This is a genomic window from Cytobacillus sp. SAFR-174 (assembly GCF_051964675.1).
Classification (GTDB): Bacteria; Bacillota; Bacilli; order Bacillales; family Cytobacillaceae; genus Cytobacillus.
Genome location: NZ_JBQCMZ010000001.1, coordinates 423,480 through 444,040, shown reverse-complemented (window position 1 = coordinate 444,040; position 20,561 = coordinate 423,480). Strand labels below are relative to the sequence as shown.

The 20,561-nt window shown below is 35.7% G+C and carries 21 protein-coding genes and 1 tRNA gene; 7 read left to right on the top strand and 15 right to left on the bottom strand.

Annotation, left to right across the window (positions count from 1 at the left end; genetic code table 11):
- Positions 1-134: 134 nt before the first annotated feature.
- The 4 genes from ACTHRG_RS02190 to ACTHRG_RS02175 all read right to left on the bottom strand — a co-directional run bounded on the left by ACTHRG_RS02190 (position 135) and on the right by ACTHRG_RS02175 (position 3,489).
- Positions 135-368 (bottom strand): hypothetical protein, encoded by a 234-nt coding sequence (locus ACTHRG_RS02190; protein WP_440230472.1) that lies wholly within the window; start codon positions 366-368, stop codon positions 135-137.
- A gap of 286 nt (positions 369-654) precedes the next feature.
- Complete coding sequence (locus tag ACTHRG_RS02185; protein WP_440230471.1) at positions 655-1,548, bottom strand: hypothetical protein; 894 nt, start codon at positions 1,546-1,548, stop codon at positions 655-657.
- Positions 1,549-1,907: 359 nt separating this feature from the next.
- On the bottom strand, positions 1,908-2,150 hold the full coding sequence (locus ACTHRG_RS02180; RefSeq protein ID WP_440230470.1) for a hypothetical protein: 243 nt from the start codon (positions 2,148-2,150) through the stop codon (positions 1,908-1,910).
- 28 nt (positions 2,151-2,178) lie between these two features.
- Complete coding sequence (locus ACTHRG_RS02175; protein ID WP_440230469.1) at positions 2,179-3,489, bottom strand: hypothetical protein; 1,311 nt, start codon at positions 3,487-3,489, stop codon at positions 2,179-2,181.
- A 158-nt stretch (positions 3,490-3,647) separates the two neighbouring features.
- Here ACTHRG_RS02175 and ACTHRG_RS02170 point away from each other — a divergent pair, with 158 nt between their 5' ends.
- Together ACTHRG_RS02170 and ACTHRG_RS02165 are read left to right on the top strand one after the other, a co-directional pair.
- A complete protein-coding gene (locus ACTHRG_RS02170; protein ID WP_440230468.1) occupies positions 3,648-3,896 on the top strand; it encodes a hypothetical protein in 249 nt (82 codons plus the stop codon).
- Positions 3,893-4,294 carry a hypothetical protein gene (locus ACTHRG_RS02165; protein ID WP_440230467.1) on the top strand — a complete coding sequence of 134 codons (402 nt, stop codon included), beginning with the start codon at positions 3,893-3,895 and terminating at the stop codon, positions 4,292-4,294. Before ACTHRG_RS02170 ends, ACTHRG_RS02165 begins: the two co-directional genes overlap by 4 nt.
- 285 nt (positions 4,295-4,579) lie before the next feature.
- Here ACTHRG_RS02165 and ACTHRG_RS02160 read toward each other — a convergent pair whose 3' ends face one another.
- Positions 4,580-6,526 (bottom strand): DEAD/DEAH box helicase, encoded by a 1,947-nt coding sequence (locus ACTHRG_RS02160; RefSeq protein ID WP_440230466.1) that lies wholly within the window; start codon positions 6,524-6,526, stop codon positions 4,580-4,582.
- A 301-nt stretch (positions 6,527-6,827) separates the two neighbouring features.
- Here ACTHRG_RS02160 and ACTHRG_RS02155 point away from each other — a divergent pair, with 301 nt between their 5' ends.
- Together ACTHRG_RS02155 and ACTHRG_RS02150 are read left to right on the top strand one after the other, a co-directional pair.
- Complete coding sequence (locus ACTHRG_RS02155) at positions 6,828-7,739, top strand: HamA C-terminal domain-containing protein (protein ID WP_342026095.1); 912 nt, start codon at positions 6,828-6,830, stop codon at positions 7,737-7,739.
- Positions 7,729-10,302 (top strand): DEAD/DEAH box helicase, encoded by a 2,574-nt coding sequence (locus ACTHRG_RS02150; RefSeq protein ID WP_440230465.1) that lies wholly within the window; start codon positions 7,729-7,731, stop codon positions 10,300-10,302. Before ACTHRG_RS02155 ends, ACTHRG_RS02150 begins: the two co-directional genes overlap by 11 nt.
- A 359-nt stretch (positions 10,303-10,661) precedes the next feature.
- Here ACTHRG_RS02150 and ACTHRG_RS02145 read toward each other — a convergent pair whose 3' ends face one another.
- Both ACTHRG_RS02145 and ACTHRG_RS02140 read right to left on the bottom strand, forming a co-directional pair.
- Positions 10,662-11,633 (bottom strand): tyrosine-type recombinase/integrase, encoded by a 972-nt coding sequence (locus tag ACTHRG_RS02145; protein ID WP_440230464.1) that lies wholly within the window; start codon positions 11,631-11,633, stop codon positions 10,662-10,664.
- A gap of 142 nt (positions 11,634-11,775) precedes the next feature.
- Positions 11,776-11,872: transfer RNA gene (locus ACTHRG_RS02140), tRNA-Sec, on the bottom strand.
- Between the two features lie 124 nt (positions 11,873-11,996).
- Between ACTHRG_RS02140 and ACTHRG_RS02135 the strand changes: the two genes are divergently transcribed.
- Both ACTHRG_RS02135 and ACTHRG_RS02130 read left to right on the top strand, forming a co-directional pair.
- Complete coding sequence (locus ACTHRG_RS02135; RefSeq protein WP_048008916.1) at positions 11,997-12,422, top strand: DUF2621 domain-containing protein; 426 nt, start codon at positions 11,997-11,999, stop codon at positions 12,420-12,422.
- 112 nt (positions 12,423-12,534) lie between these two features.
- Complete coding sequence (locus ACTHRG_RS02130; protein ID WP_440230463.1) at positions 12,535-13,029, top strand: DinB family protein; 495 nt, start codon at positions 12,535-12,537, stop codon at positions 13,027-13,029.
- A 49-nt stretch (positions 13,030-13,078) separates the two neighbouring features.
- Here the strand turns inward: ACTHRG_RS02130 and ACTHRG_RS02125 are convergent, their stop codons facing one another.
- The 3 genes from ACTHRG_RS02125 to ACTHRG_RS02115 all read right to left on the bottom strand — a co-directional run bounded on the left by ACTHRG_RS02125 (position 13,079) and on the right by ACTHRG_RS02115 (position 15,065).
- Complete coding sequence (locus ACTHRG_RS02125; protein WP_076255948.1) at positions 13,079-13,567, bottom strand: CcdC family protein; 489 nt, start codon at positions 13,565-13,567, stop codon at positions 13,079-13,081.
- Positions 13,568-13,718: 151 nt separating this feature from the next.
- Positions 13,719-14,078 carry a response regulator gene (locus tag ACTHRG_RS02120; protein ID WP_440230462.1) on the bottom strand — a complete coding sequence of 120 codons (360 nt, stop codon included), beginning with the start codon at positions 14,076-14,078 and terminating at the stop codon, positions 13,719-13,721.
- A 279-nt stretch (positions 14,079-14,357) separates the two neighbouring features.
- On the bottom strand, positions 14,358-15,065 hold the full coding sequence (locus ACTHRG_RS02115; protein ID WP_076255944.1) for a cytochrome c biogenesis CcdA family protein: 708 nt from the start codon (positions 15,063-15,065) through the stop codon (positions 14,358-14,360).
- A 315-nt stretch (positions 15,066-15,380) separates the two neighbouring features.
- Between ACTHRG_RS02115 and ACTHRG_RS02110 the strand changes: the two genes are divergently transcribed.
- Complete coding sequence (locus ACTHRG_RS02110; protein WP_076256226.1) at positions 15,381-15,551, top strand: aspartyl-phosphate phosphatase Spo0E family protein; 171 nt, start codon at positions 15,381-15,383, stop codon at positions 15,549-15,551.
- Between the two features lie 43 nt (positions 15,552-15,594).
- Here ACTHRG_RS02110 and ACTHRG_RS02105 read toward each other — a convergent pair whose 3' ends face one another.
- The 5 genes from ACTHRG_RS02105 to sirA form a co-directional block, all read right to left on the bottom strand.
- A complete protein-coding gene (locus ACTHRG_RS02105; protein ID WP_440230461.1) occupies positions 15,595-17,388 on the bottom strand; it encodes an ABC transporter ATP-binding protein in 1,794 nt (597 codons plus the stop codon).
- A 4-nt stretch (positions 17,389-17,392) separates the two neighbouring features.
- Positions 17,393-19,141: an ABC transporter transmembrane domain-containing protein gene (locus tag ACTHRG_RS02100; protein WP_440230460.1), complete on the bottom strand. Its 1,749-nt coding sequence runs from the start codon at positions 19,139-19,141 to the stop codon at positions 17,393-17,395.
- A 100-nt stretch (positions 19,142-19,241) separates the two neighbouring features.
- Entirely contained in the window at positions 19,242-19,682 is a 441-nt protein-coding gene (locus tag ACTHRG_RS02095; protein ID WP_440230459.1) for a DUF6376 family protein, read from the bottom strand.
- Between the two features lie 135 nt (positions 19,683-19,817).
- Positions 19,818-20,033 (bottom strand): YneF family protein, encoded by a 216-nt coding sequence (locus ACTHRG_RS02090; RefSeq protein WP_009330559.1) that lies wholly within the window; start codon positions 20,031-20,033, stop codon positions 19,818-19,820.
- 86 nt (positions 20,034-20,119) lie between these two features.
- Complete coding sequence (gene sirA / locus ACTHRG_RS02085) at positions 20,120-20,557, bottom strand: sporulation inhibitor of replication protein SirA (RefSeq protein WP_048008923.1); 438 nt, start codon at positions 20,555-20,557, stop codon at positions 20,120-20,122.
- Between the last annotated feature and the right edge of the window lie 4 nt (positions 20,558-20,561).

Sequence of the window (20,561 nt, the reverse complement as noted above, 5' to 3'; positions counted from 1 at the left end):
TTAGACATAATAAATACTCCCCCATAAGCAGCCAGATTTTTATTTTTTAATCTGTCTACCTAAAGGGGAGCATATCAGAGGTAGGATGGGTTTTTCTTTTTTTATTAAATTCAAAGGTGTTGCACTAACAGATCTTACAACGAGTCACTAGTACCGTCAATGTTAAATAGCTGTTGAACTTTTCTTATTTTCACCTTATCTGAACAATCTTTTTTTAAAACCTTTTGAACCTGTTGAGTCCAATACTTAGTGCAATCTTCAAAGGCTTCTCCTCTGCTCTTAAAGTAAACCTCCTCCTTAATAAGCTCTATAGCATCTTTTAAATGTTCTACTCCCGAACGAGTATAAAGATAAACATTATTATCCAAGTCACTTATCTCCTTTGCACATTTGATTCTCGGGAATATTCAGGCTATTGTTATGGTTGTTAATCTCTTTCGATTTTTTTCTTTGAAACTCTAAAGCGTGCTGTCTAAGATAAGACTTTACTGCCCCAACATCTTTACATGACCATTTAAATAAAGTTCCATATATGTCTGCTTTCCCATGTATTTTAATCTGTTTATTCTCAATATATTCATATTGCAATTTTAGTTTAAGTTGAAGTGTTCATGGAATTCCTGCCTTAATTAGTGTTTATGCATAATCCACTATCTATGATTTTATTATTTCATTCCTTAGCTTTTTCCAGGCTTCTTCTGGAGTCAAAGGTGGATTAATAGAATAATAAACTTGTTCACATTGATGAATAAAAATCTCCTCTAACTTTTCGTTGTCCAATGGATTCTTCTCTGTTCTTAATATTTTTATACGCTTGATAATCGCAGGAGCAACAAATGAATTTCCTTTATCTTTGGGATTAAAGGGTTTAAAGTTTTCTTTTACTTCGAATTCATACCTTCCGTTGATTTTGCCTGCATTATTAGGACCATTAATATCTATATATAAAACTTCTAGATATGTTCGGAGAGATAAATCAAACTTTTTTAATCTATATAAGTGTTCTGCCATTCTTAAAGTTGTGTTTCTGTATAAACCCCACTGCTGATTGTTATAGTGGTCAATTCTATTGTTCATCATTAGATGCCAATTAACATCACTGTCACTTGGCACTGTCCCCCATGCGTTAAACAGTTGCTGTTTCATCTCTTCAAAACGTTTCTTGTCCTTTATCAACTCTTCATAAGTACCAGCAATTTTCGCCCAAGCTATATCAATCTTTTCAGCCTTCTCCTCTGTTACTAATACTCTTACTTTTTTTGCATCATCAACGTGAGGTAACGTTCTTACGTACATATCATTTTTACAAGAAGGGCAATTCCGCTTTCGAGAAGGAGGCTTTTCTAGTTCATAACCACAATAAGGACACTTACCTTCTTCTAATTTTAATATTCCTTCTTCCATATAGAATCTATTTTGACTTAATACACGTTCTTCTCCCGCAGTAGAACCATTACTCATAGTTGCAAAGCCTTGTTCATCTCTCCTAGTTAACGAGGAATTTTTATCAGATACTAAAAACCCTTTTATTTTTTGAAAAAAGCCCATATAGATATGACTCCTTTAATATTGATATTACTTAACATCTCCATCAACAGGGTGGCTACAAACTTTTCATATCGTTGTTGCTGCAAATGAGCAGATGTGTGCACACATTGGTGTATGGGGAAGCTTGATGTCAGTCAGAAAGCAGGACAGGTGGCAAAACTGAATAAAATTTGAATTCTATCCAGTTTTAACTTTCAAGTGTTAATTAACAGTTGACACTAAAACCCTTGAGAAAGTCCAATCTGTATATTAATGACTGGATTTTCTCAAAGGTTCTATTCATGAGTAATACGTAATATTGAAATGCATTCTTCCTTTAACAACGTACCAAAAGTTGTTTCCATTGTAACTTCTATTTGTTATTGACACTCTAGAGCTTCAAACATATTAACAATTCGATTTAGCTTCATTTCAATTTTAAATTGTTTATCTGCTATAAACTCCACGTCAAATTTTAATAACTGTAACTTATCTTTATTGGAACGTGGATATTGTTTGATTTGGTTAACTTTATTCTCCAATTGTTCTATCTTGCAAATTACTTCCTTGTTTGAATCTTGTATTTCATTCAATAATGACTGCAATGATTCATCAAGTTTCACGCAAACAGCCCCTTTGATAGCTTCTTTATTATTCATCACCAATATAGCGTTTCATTTCCATACAAACCTCTCGAACCCACCCTTGAATTATCTTCCGATTATTACTTGCACTACTGTTTTTCTCTTCCACAATAGCAATATATATCCACCCTCTTTCTTCCGCAATGTTTGCTTTTGTAAAATCTTTCTCCTTACTATGGTAAGGGCCATTATATTCTATTGCAAATTTATACCATTTGTTTTTTCTCCGATTACATATGATTACAGGAATATCAACTTCTTTTTGTAAGAGTAAGCCTACGTTATTCACCCCTACAACAAAATCGTAAACATTACTATCGAAATATTCATAAGAATATTTATCAAGCAATTCCCTTGCATAATTCTCATTAATTGTACTATCCGATAAATGTCTATAGCGACTATTTAAACGTGTAATCTTACCCGTCCTTATTGATTTTTCATAATCCTGATTTCCATTTTCCATCTTTTTTACAATTGCATCTTTAATATTAATATTAAAGCCGAGATTCCTTAATCGTGATTGTATTGTAGAGTAAGGCAAATTGAAAATTACCATGAGTTCTTTGGGAACTAGCTTATCTATGAAAATCAAATGATAAAAAGTTTTTATATAGTCATCTTTTGTTCTAAAACCAAGTTTAATGTAACTGTTTTTTTTAATCTTTACTCTATTTAATGATTCAATTAACATTGGATGTTCGGATTCTTTTAGTTTCAAAGCATTTGTTTTTGCTTTTTTAAATACTGCTTGTAATTTAGACTTTTCTCTTTCATATTCTTTAGTATTTTCATCAAAGTTATTTGAATAATGCCAGCAGAAATTATATAAGTGAATGTGCAATGGATTTACTTGAATACCCATAATATGTGCTATTTCACTTTTCTCAAGTTTTTCTACAAACCTAAAGTAATACAAGACTCCTATAAAATCGTATACTGTCTCGTACCATTTTTCGATTTGATACTTTCTCTTTGGTGATACTTCATTAGATAAACTCTTAATAAATTTTGGTATATTTTCTTTTGGAATGTTAAAATAATCCAAACTCTTCTTAATGATTAGTTGTTGGTCAGAGAAATAAAAATTAATTTGGTCATTAACAATTTCGTAAATTCTACAATCTGGATTCCACTTTGCTTCATATTCCTCAAGCCAGTAAAGAATATCTTCACAAGAAATCCCTTGAAAATAATTAAATAAGTCTTCCTCTTCAATTGCACTTTCAACATTAATAAATTCAAGCATGTCCTTTTCTAATTCTTCATCAATTTCACTAGCTAAAACCTCAAATAAAAGTGCTCTTTTTTGATTCATATTCCATTCCTCCTTTTTTATTAAAAAGGATTACCAGAAAAGAATAACGTTATACTAGCCAAAACTAATATTGTGTCCAAATGCCAAATAAAGTATTCCTTATTTCTTAAAGTTTTTTATAATTTTAGTAGCAATTAATTATTATTAAGGAGGTCAATATGCTTAGATATGGATGGTTAGGTTATATATGCAGTGTCTTCGAAGATATGCTACGTACAATAAGTGAACTACAAGATATCACAGAAAACACTATACAAATTGAAAAGAAAAGCTTTGAAGAATTCTTAGAAAGAGAAGCAGGGAAATTTGATGAGGAAACCAAGCAACAATTCTACGAGCATTACCAAGATGAATACCTTAAATATAGGGACGACTTCCCAACCATTTTAAGGCAGCACAATTTATGACCTGCTTTTTCTCACTTGAAAACTTTTTACATGAATTATGTTTTTACTTTGAAAAAAAAACAGAATATGAGCTTAAAAAAGCTAAAGACAAAGGATTAAAGAAATATACAAACTATCTTAAACAGTTTGTATTAGATAAAAACTTTTTCGGAACAGAACTATGGGAGCGGATAACGTTCTTTAACGACTTGATAAATACATTAGCCCATGCAGATGGTCGATTGGATTTATCATCTAATAAAGACCTGGCTGATAAGTTAGAAAAGAAAGAAAATATTCTTGTTACTGATAGAAATGAAATTAGGCTAACAGAGAACTTCTTAGAAGAAGTAACTTCAACATTACATACTTTTTTATTTCTTCTTTATAAACAACTTGAGTCATATGGAAAAAGATAACAACTATTATTTTTTTATGCACTGAACAAGTTCAGTGCTTGCTGACGCGGACACGCTGCGCTTTGTCCTTGTCCCTTTTCGAAAGCAAGGCTTTCGAAAAGCTGAAGTATAACTGGAAAAAGTGTTAACTTCTTTACCTCTATACAAAAGATATTTATATAAATTCATTCTCTTTGCAAAGGTGGCGATAAAAAGTGTGTTTTTGGGAAAAACACACTTTTTTTGCCACATTATATACTAAGTGGGTAATTTTTTCTCTTATAAAAAGAATTGTTACCCACCTTATTAAATTACTGAGTAGACTTGCCGATGAGTATCTTCAGTGAGACTGAAGGACCTCCAAGCTTTACCATTCTGCTTCTTATCTAATGAAATATCTATTCCGTAACTGTTGAAGATTTCATTAAGCTTTTCACTTTTATAGCCATCGTCCCAATTCTTTTTTATGAAGTTTTTAAAGCTATCCCCTTTGATTATTTGCCCAGCTGTATAAGAATTATTATTAAAATAATCTCCTTGCTTCTCTAAAAAAGAACGTGTTTTCTTAGCAAACTCTTCGCACTTTGATATAAAATTATATTTATCTCCTACGATGTCATATCTTAATGATTCTTTCGGAATGTCTAATGCTTCTTGTAGTTTTGCCCCCCATCCAATTAGATGCGTATATAAAACTACATGGTTTAAAGATGTAGCTTTTATTTTTCTCAAATTTGTTCTATGAATTATCTGCAACATATCAGCTAGTAAATTCTTTTCAAACAATTCTTGTATTTGTACATCTTTAAACCACCCAGTATTATCTTGCTCTTGCCTTTTGTTATTCTGCTCTAGATTACATTCAACACCAAATAATCCGACTGCCATTATTTTGTAAAATTGTGGATTTCTAATCGGAATATTCATGAGAGCAATCGCATTATAATCACTCAGTTCTTCCTTCCCTCTTGTATTTAAAAGGTTGATTGGTAAAGTATCTTCACCAATATTTTGTGATTCATAAAACTCTTGCTGTTCTGGACTAATTACCCCATTATTTATATAGTTTTTAACATCACTTTTACTAGAAAGTGGAAATACTTTTGTATCAAGTTTTTCTTTCAACTCTCTGAAATCACTTGCAATCTTCCCATGTATGTCATAGTCTTTATTTTCTCTTGATTCTTTAGATGTATTTATATCCTTTATGTGGATTTTTATCCTCTGAGAGTAGTTGTAAAAATTAGTAACTTCTTTTATAACATAAGTCTTCTCATAAATTACTTTATTCCACTTTGCTGTCCCATCTAGAATCAATATGTTCCCTCTTTTATGATATTGTATTAACCGAGAACAAATAATACTTACCCCTTTAGAATGTCTATCAATTGCCCCAACCCCATCCCAATTAAGCAATTTTTTAAACCACTTATATTTTCTTGTTGATTCAAAGTCGCTTTCATCAATATTAATTTTGTCCAATATTTGTTCAAAGCGTTCTTGCATCTTAGAATCTTTAATACCTTCTATAAGAGGTTTTGTATAAGTTCTGCTTTCTTCACTATCAAGCATTTCATAAGTCATTAACATCATAATCATTGTACGCCCGAATTGTATTTCTGATGGTGTTAGTTTGCTTGCTTCCGCCATCTTATCAAACCAATCGACACTATTATCCTTGCTCGATATATCAAAGACGCTCTCATCAAAAAGTATAGGCATTTCATCAACAATTACTAGCCTTTCAATGTCTTTATGAAAAGGCTCCGTTCCTTCATGAAATATGCGAAAGTCATTCCAATTCCCATAGCCAAGAGTTAAATCACGAAAACGTTGTTGAGTAATACATACAAATTGAAATTTTGTTAGAGTGTGGACTACTTCATTTATGTTCTCAGTTTGTACATACTCTATAAGATTGTACTTGCGTTTTCCAGCACCATATTTGTGCAAGGAATCGTATATACGTTTCATTAAGCTTTTCTCATTGAAAACTAACAATAATGGTACAGAAGATTTATGGTCTGCTAAATACTTTAACAATACCTCTATAGCTGTCGTTTTCCCGCTCCCCATAACAGCATCACAAACCCACGCTAGTGCTTTTTGACGATCTTTTACTGCTTCAACTCCTTCTGAAACAAAATTAAAAAGAACCTCTAGTACACCATAAAACGCCCCACTATGTATATTTTCAAAATGGTCTTTATCAAGGTAATATTCAATTTTATCCTTTATTTCTATTAATTCCATTACTAATCACCCAGTAATATTCTACCATGAAAATAGGAATATCTTGACTACTTTTTTCATTTGGTAGAAAACACGAAGAATTTAAAAGTGCTTCCCCATAATCGTATAAAGTAGTACAGACCTTTCTATAAGTAACTATTCTCCCCTATTTCCTCTCCCTAAAAGTCACAGATTCTGAAAAAAACATAGTACTGTTAAAAAAACAAATAATATTCTGTTATGGAGTCTTTTTTCCAGAACTGTTAAACAGTATGGTATAATTAACCATATGTGGAAACAAACTAAAAAGGGTGATTATAGATTGCTAGAAACAAATATAGGTGAGAAATTCCTAGGTCTTTTTTATCACGATATAAAAGACCATGAATTAGTAGGGTGTAATTCACGCGTAAATCTCCATGTGTTAAGAATAGCAAATAATAAATTTGATTATTCTAATCTTGTTTACGAACTTTATGACAGTATTATTACTTATTGTTTATCTCCAAGGGAGCTTGAAGAATTGGCAGGAACTCCGGGTGGTAAAAAATTTTTCCTTGCTGTAAATAAGTTAAAAGAGCATGAAAACAACGATGGAGAGCTAGGAGAAATTCTTTTATACTGTTTACTCGAATCTCATTTAAAAGCTCCAAAGATTATGACGAAAATGGAATTAAAGACTTCGTCCTCAGACTATGTTAAAGGTGCGGATGGAATCCATCTCCTGCAATTAAATGATAGTGACTTTCACTTAATTTTTGGTGAATCAAAACTAAATAAGAAGTTCCAAAGAGGTCTTTACGAGGCCTTTAAATCTATTGATGAATATATTAAGAGACCAAAAAACAATATAAACGATGAGGTACTATTAATTAATTCACATCTTATAAAAGAAGCTATAACGGATGAGCAATATAAATATTTAAAAAAAATAATTATCCCCAGTGCACAAGATGATGAACTTAATACAGACCGTGCATTTGGTATTTTTATTGGATTTGACCTTGAGCTAGAGGATGCTGATTGGTTATTGCCTAATAAAACATTTAGACAAAAAGTAAGGAAGTTAATAGTTGAAACGGTGGAGAAAGAATATCAATACATTGAGAACAAGGTTAAAGAGAAAGGTTTACATGGTTATACTTTTTATATTTTTGCTTTACCTTTTTTTGAATTAGATATTACAAGAAAAAAAGTTATAGAGAACTTGAAAGGAGCTTCTAATGATTTTTAATAGATTATCGGAAGATGTATTAGTTGATGAATACTTTATATCCTTATTTAAAAAACTTAGCGAAGGTTATGGGAAGAATTTATTAATAGGCACTGAAGTATTATTTTCTAATAAAGAACTTAAGGACCTATTAAGATTTAGTGATATCCTTTCTAATTCAACAATTACATCTAATAGAAATCTTGCATATAAAATAGTTTCATTACTTCAGTATATGTTTAAGGATAATCCTATTTATCAAAATTATTCCACCGCAATTCTTGCAAAGTTAGGAAACTTTCCAGCTCTAAACCTTTTAAATTTCAAAGTTGAATTGCCTTATGACAGGAGAATAGAAGCAAATACAAAAAAAATTATTCAAAGAGTTGATGGACTAAATGGTCCTATATTTACAGACTCTCAATATGCACTTTTTAAACGCTTAAAAAATTCTAATTATTTTAGCTTTGCTGGCCCAACATCAATGGGAAAATCATTTCTAATAAAAGCTTTTATTAAAAATATTATTAATGAAGAAATGAAACAAAACATTGTAATATTAGTACCTACTCGTGCACTTATCAATCAATTTGTTACAGATTTAAACAAAGAAGTTGGGCAAGAACTAAGAAAAAACAATTATAATATACACTCCAATTTCGACACTTCTTTTCTTAACCCTAGAAATAAATATATATTTGTTTTAACTCCAGAACGCTTATTAGGTTTACTCTCTGAAGTAGAAAAACCTAATCTGGGTATTCTGTTTGTAGATGAAGCACACAAGCTATCAGCTGAAAAAGATTATAGGAGTATCACTTTGTATTTAGCTATTGAAAAGGCAATAAAATACTTCAAGAATTTAAGAGTTTATTTTTCATCTCCTAATGTTTCTAATCCAGAAATTTTCCTGGAGCTATTTAATATAGAAAATAATTCGATTTACAAAACAAATGAAACACCAGTTGGCCAGAACCTTTTCTACATTGACCTATTAAGTAAAAGATGTAAATACTTTTCAGAGCTTGATGTTATTGATATATCAATTGAGAATATTGATTATTTTACCAATAGCCTTCAAACCATTTATAAGTTAGGTTCTGACAATGCAAATATTATATATTGTAACTCAACAGATACTACAGTAAATTTAGCAAGAGACTTTATAGGATTAGTAGATAGAACTTTTATAAATTCTTTGTCTAAAGCCCACCTATCGGAGTTAAATGATGCAATTAATACAATTAGTGAAATAATACATCCTCATTATTTTTTAATAGACTGTTTAAATCATGGCATTGGCTTTCATTTCGGAAGACTTCCGCATATTGTAAGGGTAAAAATTGAAAAGTTATTTAAAAAAGGAATTATTAAGTATTTATTTTGTACATCAACACTCTTAGAAGGAGTAAATCTGCCAGCTAAAAATATTTTTATACTTAAAAATAAGAAGGGTAATTCAAAAATGTCTAAAATAGACTTCTGGAATCTTGCAGGAAGGGCTGGAAGGTTAAACTTTGAGTTAACCGGGAATATTTTTTGTATACGAGACGGGATGAGAGACTGGTCCAACACAGACCTATTTGTTGATAGAGATAGTATTAAGCTTGAAACAAGTATAGATAATAAACTTGATAATAGGTTAAGAAAAATAGAACAAATATTTAATGATAATGGAGTTGATAAGGTTAATAACAAGGAAGACCAGATAATTAACTATTTAGCAAATATAATTTTAATAGATAGAATTGATAGAGAAAAAAGTTATGAAAGCCCACTAATAAAGAAGCTAATAGATAAAGAACAATATGAAATCTTGAGTAAAGCAGACGATTTAAAAGATAAAATTGCAGTGCCAATAGAAATTGTACAACAGAATTATTCTATCATGGTTAGTCAACAAGATACGGTATATAACTTAGTTAGTAATTCTTTTAAAAGGAATAAAAGCCCCCATTTCCCAAATACAGTTAATTACAAGAACTGTTTAGCTGTCTTAAATGTTTTTTATGAAGCTTATGAGTGGGAAAAATATGAAAAATCACTTGAAAATAAAGAAAAGCTAAAGTATATAGCCCAACTTATGAATAATTGGATTAATGGAGCAAGCTTAAAAACTTTAATTGTAAATACGTTAAAATATAAGGATGAAAACAATAAAGATATTTATTATTCTTTTAAAGGAAACAGGATTAAAGAAAAGTTCAATATTAATAATACGTTGCATGTAAACCACGAAATAAATGTGCTATTAGCAGATATTGAAAAGATTCTTCAATTTACGTTAGAGAAATATTTTAGTAGTTACTTTAGTATCCTTGAATTTATTTTTAAAGAGGATGCCGGCCCAAATTGGTCAAGTTTTTTAGAATATGGAACAAAAAATCCAATAATTATATTATTACAAAACATGGGTTTCTCACGACAAACCGCAATGTTTATATACAATGAATGTTCAGAATGCCTAAGTGTAGAAGAGAATAAATTAATTGGACTTGATAAAGGTAAACTTACTAATCTGGTTGGACAAGATTCATTGTACTATGATGAGATATTAACTATCTTAGCTCTAAATGAAAAATAAACAAGAGATATCTTCTTGTTTATTTTTCATTTTCTAATCTCCGCTTATTGACTTAAATTATAAACAATATTACAAATAAATTGTTTTGACCAACCAACCGGGAGAATGGCTCAGCAGTGAGAGTGCAACACTGACAATAGCATTTCACTTATATGATCTTTCCTTCTTATCCTCCACCTTATCGTTTTCAATTGAAAAAACTCAGTAAAACATCAACCTTTTTTTCAATGAATCTGATTCGTATCGTAATAAGTAATACAAGCTTTTCTGTGAGTAACAGTTCTCCCCCAACGCGATTTTTTTAGTTTATATTTACCTGTAAAATAGCCCCCCTTATACAAAAAGGGAGGCTAACATCTTCATTTAAAAACATTATTCAATGGAGAATAAATATTATGTTGCTTTTTAACGTCTGAATTGGTCATCTGAATGTATTTTCTAACCATAGACATATCTGTATGACCAAGTATCTTTTGGAGGCTAAAAGGGTCCCCCCCATTTAAGATATAGAATAACGCACCCGTATGTCTGAAGGTATGCGGTGAAACTCTTTTGTTAATTCTTGCAATTTGACCATACTCAGCTAGATTCTTCCGTACTGTATTGTCTGATAAGTTTGTACCTTCATAGGTTAAAAATAATATTTCAGAGCCAAAGTCCTCAGTAATGGCTAGGTACTCCTTTAGTAACTTAACCGTCTTAGTTGATATTGGGACCACTCTAGCCTTTTTTGATTTTGTATCAAGAGACTCTAATGTTATTAGCCCTGACCTTATATCAACGTTTTTTCTTTTAATGTTTGCCAGCTCTGAACACCTAACTAGTGTATCTAAAAGCACAAAAATAATGACTTTATCACGAAACCCTTTGTATGTTTTATCATCAATCACTGAAATTAACTTTTTAACTTCTTCTGGAGTAAATGACTCCAAAGTGTCCTCAATCGTTTTGACAGGTTTAAATTGCTCATGAATAGCGTCTTTTATATAGTTTTGCATAAAGCAATAGCGTAAAAATGCTCTTATTGTTCTTATCCTAACATTAACAGTCACCGGATTTAATTGCTTTTCATCTAACATGTATGCAATGTAACCTTTAAAAATCGAAGTTTTAAATTGTGTGTTTACTAGCTCAGATTGTAGATAATCCATTAAATAACCAAAGTGAGTGTAATAATCATCTAATGTCCTAGAGGCAAGCCCTTCAATTTTCTTATCTGAAATGAAGTATTCAAATAAAGTTGTAATTGGAATTTCATTTAACTTAACTTTACCTGAGTTATTACCAATATCTTTTTTAAAATACATTCTCTTTACTTGTTTTTTTGACATAAAAAAACCTCCTACGTATTTGTAGAAGGCTATAGACAAATTTATCTAACGGTCTCAACAAACGGTCTACAACGGTCTTATGTAAAAATAGCAATTAAACCGTTGGACTTATAATTTACCTTAGATAATAAAAAACCTTATTTGGCGGGACCGCCTGGGAATCGAACCCAGCTGACCTGGCACGCAGGTCACAAGCGGTTTTGAAGACCGTGGAGGGCACCAGCACCCCAATCAGCCCCGTAAAGACTCTTCCTATTATAAGGCCAAATGGTGCTGCTTTCAAGACTTATGCCTCCTTTCTTGTCGTTTCGCGGGACAAGGCTTATAATAAGGACAGGAAAATATGTGTGTAGGTGAAGGAAAATGCTAGAAGGCTGGTTTATGTATTTTATATTGTTCTGGGTTGTCATTCTGATTTCGTTCTTTGCGATTGGCGGTTTTTTTATGTTCCGCAAGTTTTTAAAGCGCATGCCGAAAGAAGATGGCAAATCAGATTTGGATTGGGAAGAGCATTATGTCAATGAAACGCGGCATCTATGGCAGCAGAGGGAAAAAGATCTGCTGGAGGATCTCGTAAGTCCGGTGCCTGAACTGTTCAGGGATGTAGCAAGAATGAAGATTGCCGGTAAAATTGGGGAGCTTGCTGTAAATGAAAAGGCAGATCAAATTGATCAGGATCTTCTGATTCGAGGCTATATTCTAGCCACGCCGAAACGGGACCACAAATTTCTGCGCAAGAAATTGACAGAAAAACAGATAAGTATCACCCCCTATGAACATTTATTCTAAGCCATTTCGGAACGCCGAAATGGTTTTTTATTTTTTCCGACTTTAAGAAGGATACTCACCACCTTTATTGAATAGGAATGGAGAGTAACTCTATCCATAAAGGAGTAATCCCATGACCACAAAAGAAGTCTTATTAAAACAGCTATCCGCCTGCCTCGACCAGCCCAATTGGTTTGTCCCGTTATCTGCTGCTATCGGAGGATTATCAGCAAAAGAAGCATCCTACAAGTCAGGAACCGGTAATTCCATCTGGCAGATCGTCACCCACCTTACCTTCTGGAATGACCGCTATCTAACCAGATTCAAAGAATTGCCGCTCGCCCAAACCCATATCGCCAATGACGAAACTTTCAGCACCAATGAATCCGTTACTGAAGAGGATTGGCAATCTGCCATAAAAGCTCTTCAAAACGTATTAACTGAGTGGATCAAAGCCCTGGAAGAATGCAGTGAAGAAAAGCTTCTCACCTCCGCCTATAAGGAACCGATCGAATCCTGGTCGTCTGTCATTTCAAACTTAACCATCCACGACGCCTATCACATTGGCCAAATCGTAGAAATCCGGAAAATGTATGGACTATGGGACCCCAAAGATGGAGTCCATTAAATAACAATGCAAAAGCCGCCGAGCGCAATACCCGGCGGCTTTCAATCTATTAAGTTGTTTTGGGATTCCCCGATCCGTTCAGCTCGTGATGAAGCTTCCGATAATTCATATACATGGCAATTCTCCACGGTACAATCATCGAAAATGCGAGAATCCAGAACATGCCGCTCAGCTGACCATAGTCGATTGTTGAGCTAAGAGCTATTTTTCCAATGATGCGGATTATAAGCAACCCTATTAATATAAAAGCAAATGCTTTGGAGCGCTTCAGATAAATTTCGCTGTCCCTGATTTCAAAGGAAGATGTTTTAATTAAAAGGATGGAAAACAGCAATCCAACTGTGGCCGCTTCCAGGATCTCCAATGGAGTAACACGAAAATAAGGAACGGTAAACATAAGAGCACCTGTGCTCATAAAAATCGGCGGCAAGATGATTTTCTTGGCCGAAGCCGGCTTTTTTGCAGCCTTCATGCGGATGAACATCGCGAAGATTGCCATAAATACGGCACCGATTGATGAAATTAATACAAAGTCCATTCGATTTCATCCTCTATTTCATTTGATTACTAACCATATTATATCTTAATAGGCTTGAATGGGGTACTCAGAAGGATAAAGTTCATCAAAAAAAGCCACTCCAGCTGATACCCGGACACATCCGTATGTCCAGGGTACCACGAGTCAGCTCTTAACTTAATACCCGATTTACCGCTTCTAATACACGGCCTTCATCAAATGGTTTTATAATAAAATCCTTCGCGCCTGCTTCAATGGATTCAACCACTACCTTCTGCTGGCCCATAGCTGAACACATGATAACTTTTGCATTAGGGTTGTCCCTCTTAATTTCCCGGACAGCCTCGAGCCCGCTCATTTCAGGCATCGTGATATCCATCATCACCAGATCTGGCTTCAGATTTACGAATAGGTCCACGGCTTCCTTTCCGTTTTCCCCTTCTCCCACAATGTCATGGTCGGCTTTTTTCAGAATGCTGCTCAGCGTAACTCTCATAAACTTCGCATCATCAACTATTAAAATTCTCGCCACCGCTGTTTCCCCCTTGTAGTGCATTGGAAGCTATATCTCTATTATACTACATATATAGTAAAAAATACCCATAATAACAATTATTAAACATCTGGCAGAAAAAAATCATTCCTTTAGAGAGATACATTAATCCACTCCGAAAGAACACATATTTCAATATATCGAACTATCAGATAAATTTCAATTGAAAGATTATGACAAATTTCGACCACCAGTCATAGCCCTTTTTCCTTATAACATAAAAAGGGGCACATTCCCAAAATGAATGTGCCCTTGTTTTTAGAAACCTGTAAATCCGCCAAATAACGGTGAAAGGAAAATAATGATTTTTGTCATCCAGTCAAAGAATAAAACTACGCCCATGATCATCATCAATACACCGCCGATTTTCATAATCTTGGCGCTGTTTCGCCTGATCCATTGCATTTTCCCGATGAAGAAGGAAAGAACAAAGAATGGAATAGCAAAGCCAAGAATATAGGCAATCATGTAAACCATTGCGGAATTAGGATTTGTGACTGCTAATGACCAGACCGCCCCTAGTATTGGACCTGTACATGGGGTCCAGCCTGCAGCAAATGCCATTCCGATCAGAACAGATCCCAGAAGGCCTGATGGACGATTCTTAAATTCAAACCGCCTTTCTTTCATAAGAAATTCAGGCTTAATAATGCCTACAATTAATAATCCAAAGATAAATACAAAGATGGCGCCAATTTGCCTGATTAAATCCTGGTACTGCTGAAAGAATTGGCCAAGCAAGGTTGTTCCAAACCCAATGGCGATAAAAATGGCCGAAAATCCGATCAGGAAAAATAGTGTATGAACCATGCTCCTTCTCTGCATCATCGCATTTTCTTCTTTAATTTCCCCTACAGACATTCCGGTGATATACGATAAAAAAGCCGGATATAATGGCAGGCAGCAAGGTGAAACAAAGCTTAAAAACCCTGCCCCTAATGCAATAAATACATTCAAATCTGTCATATTCACAACTCCTGATACTCATTCTTTCCATTTCATTCTAACAAATCCCATCTTGAAAAGATAATGGATAGTATGTGAACATTTTGTGTCACCAGCTGCTACTAAAATTCATATTAGTTTTCAACCTGAAACATGTAATTTTAATGTAAATGTTACTAAAGTTTAAAACAAGTTTCTTTTGAATTTATTACCATAATTCGATATACTAGTATAGATCTTAACAAATTCTGTTATTATCTTTCAGCTTTTGACATGGATTCAAATTGGCAGAGTATAGCCTACATATAAGAAATGATCAGAGAGGAATTATTGGCCGTGTGTAAACAGGAACTGCTTACATTAATCGAACAAAAAAGAACAGAGTTAATTCAAGTGGCCATGAAAAGCGGCTTAAGCTCTGCCGCAGCAATCCGATACAGCCAGGAATTGGATGCCCTATTAAATGAATATAACCGAAGCTTCATAAAAAAAGTGCGGACACATTAAAAAACAGCCATGCAGCAAATGCAGGCTGTTTTTTGTTACTCCATTAACCTGCTGCATCCTCCACTTTTTCAGCAGATCCATTCTGCAACAGGTACATTTTATGATACAATCCCCGCTTTGCCAGCAATTCCTGATGAGTTCCTCTTTCTACTATTTCCCCCTGATGAAGAACAAGAATCAATTCTGCATCCTGTATCGTAGACAATCGATGTGCAATCGCGATCGTCGTGCGGCCCTTTCTCATTTTTTCCAGTGCTGTCTGAATGGCTTCCTCTGTTTCAGTATCTATATTAGCTGTTGCTTCATCCAGCACAAGAATTTTAGGATTGGCAGCAATCGTTCTTGCAAAAGCAATGAGCTGTCTTTGCCCGCTTGAAAACGTCGATCCCCGCTCAACTACCGGATGATCATAACCGTATTCCAGCTTGTCTATGAATGTATGAGCCTGAACAAACTGAGCCGCAGCTTCAATCTCGGCATCTGTCATACTTTCATTATGCAGCCTGATGTTATCCTTAATTGTCCCGTAAAAAAGGAAAGGATCCTGAAGGACGAGCCCCATCTTCTTGCGCAATTCTTCCGCTGGATAAGACTTAATGCTTTTTCCGTCAATGAAAATATCGCCGCGCTCATATTCATAGAAACGCATCATTAAATTAATGATTGAGCTCTTGCCGCTGCCGGTATGGCCAACAAGAGCAACGGTTTCTCCCGGCTTGGCTGTAAAAGAAATATTTTTCAATACATCCCGCTTGCCGTCATAGGAGAAGCTGATGTTCCTGAATTCAATCTCTCCCTCCTGGATTCCATCAGACAGTTTATCCTCCTGTGCAGGAGCAAGTTCCTTTTCGTCCAGCAATGCAAACGCTCTAGAAGCGGCAATGATTGCCTGCTGATACATGGAAAGCCTCATCATGATCTGATTCACGGGCTCAAAAAAGCGGTCCAGATAGCTGATAAAGGCATACAGCACACCGATTTCGATGGGACTGTTAAAAGAAGAAATCCCAAAGAAGCTCAATATAATAATAAGTGCCAGAACATACACGAGGTCAATGGCCGGCCTTAACAGCAGCCCATCCATTTTAATATTGCGGATACCTGCCTTATAATGCTGCTCATTGATATCGCCAAATTCCTTACGCAGCCTTTTTTCCTGTCTGAATACCTGGATGATCGACATTCCCTGCAGTGATTCACTCAGTTTTGCATTCAGCTCACTAAGCCTTTCCCTTAGGTCCTTATAGAAAACAGAGCTGTATTTTCGGTAAGTCCGGATAATCATAAAGAGAATCGGGAGAATTACCAGACAAAACAGGGCAAGCTTCACATTCAGGATAAACATCGCCACAAAGATCCCTGTCAGAAGGAAGGCACCCTGAATAAAGGTAACCAGGACACTGACAAACATATCTTTAATTGCCTCTGTATCATTGGTAACCCGGGAAACAATACTTCCCGCCGGCGTTTTATCAAAGTATTTCAAGCCCAGTGACTGTACCTTTGAAAAGACATCCACACGCAGCTGCTGAATGATTTTCAAAGCGATTTCCTGAAATTTCAGCAGCTGAAAATAGGATACCAGCACATTCATGATCTGAATGCCCAAATAGGCTGCACCAAGGGCAAATAACGGCTCGAAAACCAGGTTCCTTGGTGTTAAATAATCATCGATAAAAATTTTGACAAGAATCGGACCCAGTATGTCTCCAATCGTTGTTAACAGAAGCAGACTGAAGGCAAGTGTAATTGTTTTCTTATGCGGTTTTGTATAGGAAAGCAGCCGGAAAAGGACCTTTCGCTGCTCTTTTTCCTTCATAATCGGTGTCTTTTCCATTGACTTATCCCCCATGCTCTACAAGCTCTTCCAGCTGCTGCCGCAGATACATATTCTTATACCAGCCGTCTTCAGCCATTAGTTCATCATGTGTTCCCCTCTGAACAATTCTTCCTTCATCCAGCACCAATATGAGATTCGCATGCTGAATGGCACTCAGCCGGTGAGCAGTAATAATCGTTGTCTTGCCAGCCCGCTCGGCCCGCAATGAAGTAAGAATCGCTTCCTCGGTTTTGGCATCAACAGCAGAAAGGGAGTCATCCAACATCAATACTTCCGGATTCATCATAAGTGCTCGTGCAATGGAAATACGCTGCTTTTGCCCTCCGGAAAGGGAGACCCCTCTCTCGCCTGCAACAGTCTTATAACCTTCCGTAAATTCAAGAATATCTTCATGGATATTGGCCAGTTTCGCAGCCGCATAAATATCTTCAAGGTCTGCATCCGGCCTCGTGAAAGCTATATTTTCAGCAACTGTTGCCGAGAACAGGAAGTGCTCCTGCGGGACATAGCCGATCGCTTCCCTAAGCTTTCCGACTTTATAGCGGCTGATAGGATGTCCTGCAAAAAGAATTTCCCCTTTATAGCCTTCAAACTCCCTGAACAATAGCTTCAGCAGTGTGGTTTTGCCCGCACCCGTTTTACCTGCTATGCCGAGAGTCTCTCCTCTTTCCAGCCTAAAATGAATATCCTTAAGCAGCATTTCCTGTTCACCCGCATAGGCGAACTCCTCAATCCTGTACTCAATATCGCCGCTTGGAACTTCATTGATGCCAGTCTCATCATCTTTTATATCGATTTCTTCTGCAAGAAGAGCTGAAATCCGATCGTAAGAGGCGCGGCCTCTCTCGACAATGTTAAACAGCCAGCCAAATGCCAGCATTGGCCAAATCAGGAGACCCAGGTAAGTTGTAAATGATACCAGCTGCCCGATTGTCAGTTCTCCTGCGATAACATATCTTGATCCAAATGCAATAGACAGGAAGAAAGAAATACCTACAATAATGCTGATCGTCGGATCAAACAAAGAATCAACCTTTGCAACAGAGATGTTCTTTTGCACTACATCTTCAGACTGCCTCCGGAAATCTTCTATATCTTCTTTTTCCTGGCCGAATGTTTTAATCACTTTAATTCCTGAGACACTTTCCTGAGTTTTGTCATTCAGTGAAGAAAAAGCCTCCTGTGCTTTGTGGAACCGTTTATGAAGAAGTGTTCCATACCAGCTTGTGAGAAGTGCCATGAAGGGCATCGGAATCAAACAGATCAGCGTCAGCTTCCAGCTGATTGTTGCTGCCATGGTGATGATTACGAAACCGCCTGTCGCCAGTGAATCGACAAAGGTTAGGACACCCGCTCCTGCCGTCTGCTGAATGGCCTGCAGATCATTGGTCGCATGTGCCATCAAATCCCCTACCCGTTTTTTTTGGTAAAAGGCCTGCGACATATTCGTAAAATGCTGATAAAGCCTGTTACGCAGGAGTTTGGACAGCCTAACGGCAGAACCGAAAATCATAATGCGCCAATAATAGCGGAGCACATACATCATAAGACCAACAACAATCAGAATTCCAACCCACATGATTAATGCTTGTGCAGTCAGCTCACCATTTTTAATCGAGTCGACAACAATCCCAACTACCTTTGGAGGGACCAGCTGCAGCAATGCCACGATTAACAGCAGAAAAATTCCGTTTACATAAGCCTTCTTCTCCTGTTTAAAAAACCACATTAAATCCAAAAAGACCTTCATACCCCATCCTCCGAAATCCATAATAGCTTAAATAGTTTATCAAATATTGAGAAAATAAGGAAGATTTTTTCCCCAACAAAAAAGCACCCGGATGGATGCTTCATTGCCCTAATGCTTCTATGCGGTTTATCAGGCTTGTTGCCTCATTAATCGTAGTGAACAGCTCTGAATTCTCCAGCTGATCCAGTGCAAGGCTGCCGTTCTCCAATACTTTATTGATTTCAGCAAGAAGCGCTTCATTCTGGGTCACAAGCTCCTGGTGGACATCTTCTGCCAGCTTCGGGATGTCCTGAAGAGCGATAAATCCCTCAACTTCCTGCTTAAGTGTCATCAATCTGTCTTCAAGTTCCTGCTTTAATGCCGGGTCCGCTGCCGCCTCCTGAATCAGTTGCGGCGCCTCTTCGGCAAAGTCGCTTAATGTATTAATATGCTCAGTCGCTTCATTAACATAGCCAATGGAGTTATTCACTTCTCCCAAGACGGAACAGCCGCTTAATATCATGGAAACGGTAAGGAGCCCTATTAGAATTACTTTTTTCATTTTGCTCGTTCCTTTCACGATTTGTCATAGTATATATACGGTCTTTTTCAAAGAAGGTTTCATTTTGGATATAAAAAAACCACCTTCCTGTTATTGTAACAGAAAAGTGGCTTCCGATGGGATGCTTGTCCCTGATTACTTGCCAGTCTGCTTGTTCATGGCATTCATCATTTGGTTGATCTTCTTTTGAGATGGCTTCATGCCCATTTGCATCATCATCATTTTAAGCATTTGTTCATTAATTGGCGGATTTTTCTCAAGGTAGCTCATCATATATTTTCGAGCAATGAAAAATCCTAGTGCTACACCGGCAAGAAGCGCCAGTACACCAACTAGAATGTACATACCCATACTAACTTCCTCCTTCATGTTGTCTATCATACAGTGTACTAGACCAAAGGTTATTATACAATATTTGCTTCAGTTTTTCTCTTATTTTAGACGAACTTTCTCTCTTTTATCGGTTTTAGCCACCCATAGCGTTTATGCTGGAGGTCAACAGCCAGAAAGGAAGACTCGCTTTTTCGCAGCACTTCGAAAAAAACTGTCTCTGCCTCATAGCTGCCGGCCGCTTCTAAAACCAGGCTCCGTTCAAAAACTTCAAGCTTCGCCCTGCTTCTCTTACTCATCTCTATATAGTATGCACTTTTTTCTATGATAAAGTCTTTTTTTCTCTGGAGCTGCTGGTGGATATACTGATGCACTTTTAAACCCGGGATCGGCTTAGTCACAAAATCAATTTGCTTCGATAGAATAGCCTTCATTTCACCTGACGAACGCTCATACTCTTCAAACAGCTGAAAAAACATCCGCTCTCTGCCAAAATAATGGGACGCAAATTCATCTTCTATTAAATACAATTGATAAGCTCTCATCTGG

Coding starts and splice junctions, on each gene's coding strand:
- ACTHRG_RS02125 (WP_076255948.1), bottom strand. CDS start 13,567: ATGGACTTTGTATTAATTTCATCAATCGGTGCCGTATTTATGGCAATC.
- ACTHRG_RS02105 (WP_440230461.1), bottom strand. CDS start 17,388: ATGGAAAAGACACCGATTATGAAGGAAAAAGAGCAGCGAAAGGTCCTT.
- ACTHRG_RS02185 (WP_440230471.1), bottom strand. CDS start 1,548: ATGGGCTTTTTTCAAAAAATAAAAGGGTTTTTAGTATCTGATAAAAAT.
- ACTHRG_RS02130 (WP_440230463.1), top strand. CDS start 12,535: ATGACCACAAAAGAAGTCTTATTAAAACAGCTATCCGCCTGCCTCGAC.
- ACTHRG_RS02090 (WP_009330559.1), bottom strand. CDS start 20,033: ATGGGTATGTACATTCTAGTTGGTGTACTGGCGCTTCTTGCCGGTGTA.
- ACTHRG_RS02160 (WP_440230466.1), bottom strand. CDS start 6,526: ATGGAATTAATAGAAATAAAGGATAAAATTGAATATTACCTTGATAAA.
- ACTHRG_RS02135 (WP_048008916.1), top strand. CDS start 11,997: ATGCTAGAAGGCTGGTTTATGTATTTTATATTGTTCTGGGTTGTCATT.
- sirA (WP_048008923.1), bottom strand. CDS start 20,557: ATGAGAGCTTATCAATTGTATTTAATAGAAGATGAATTTGCGTCCCAT.
- ACTHRG_RS02115 (WP_076255944.1), bottom strand. CDS start 15,065: ATGACAGATTTGAATGTATTTATTGCATTAGGGGCAGGGTTTTTAAGC.
- ACTHRG_RS02095 (WP_440230459.1), bottom strand. CDS start 19,682: ATGAAAAAAGTAATTCTAATAGGGCTCCTTACCGTTTCCATGATATTA.
- ACTHRG_RS02165 (WP_440230467.1), top strand. CDS start 3,893: ATGACCTGCTTTTTCTCACTTGAAAACTTTTTACATGAATTATGTTTT.
- ACTHRG_RS02100 (WP_440230460.1), bottom strand. CDS start 19,141: ATGAAGGTCTTTTTGGATTTAATGTGGTTTTTTAAACAGGAGAAGAAG.
- ACTHRG_RS02175 (WP_440230469.1), bottom strand. CDS start 3,489: ATGAATCAAAAAAGAGCACTTTTATTTGAGGTTTTAGCTAGTGAAATT.
- ACTHRG_RS02170 (WP_440230468.1), top strand. CDS start 3,648: ATGCTTAGATATGGATGGTTAGGTTATATATGCAGTGTCTTCGAAGAT.
- ACTHRG_RS02145 (WP_440230464.1), bottom strand. CDS start 11,633: ATGTCAAAAAAACAAGTAAAGAGAATGTATTTTAAAAAAGATATTGGT.
- ACTHRG_RS02150 (WP_440230465.1), top strand. CDS start 7,729: ATGATTTTTAATAGATTATCGGAAGATGTATTAGTTGATGAATACTTT.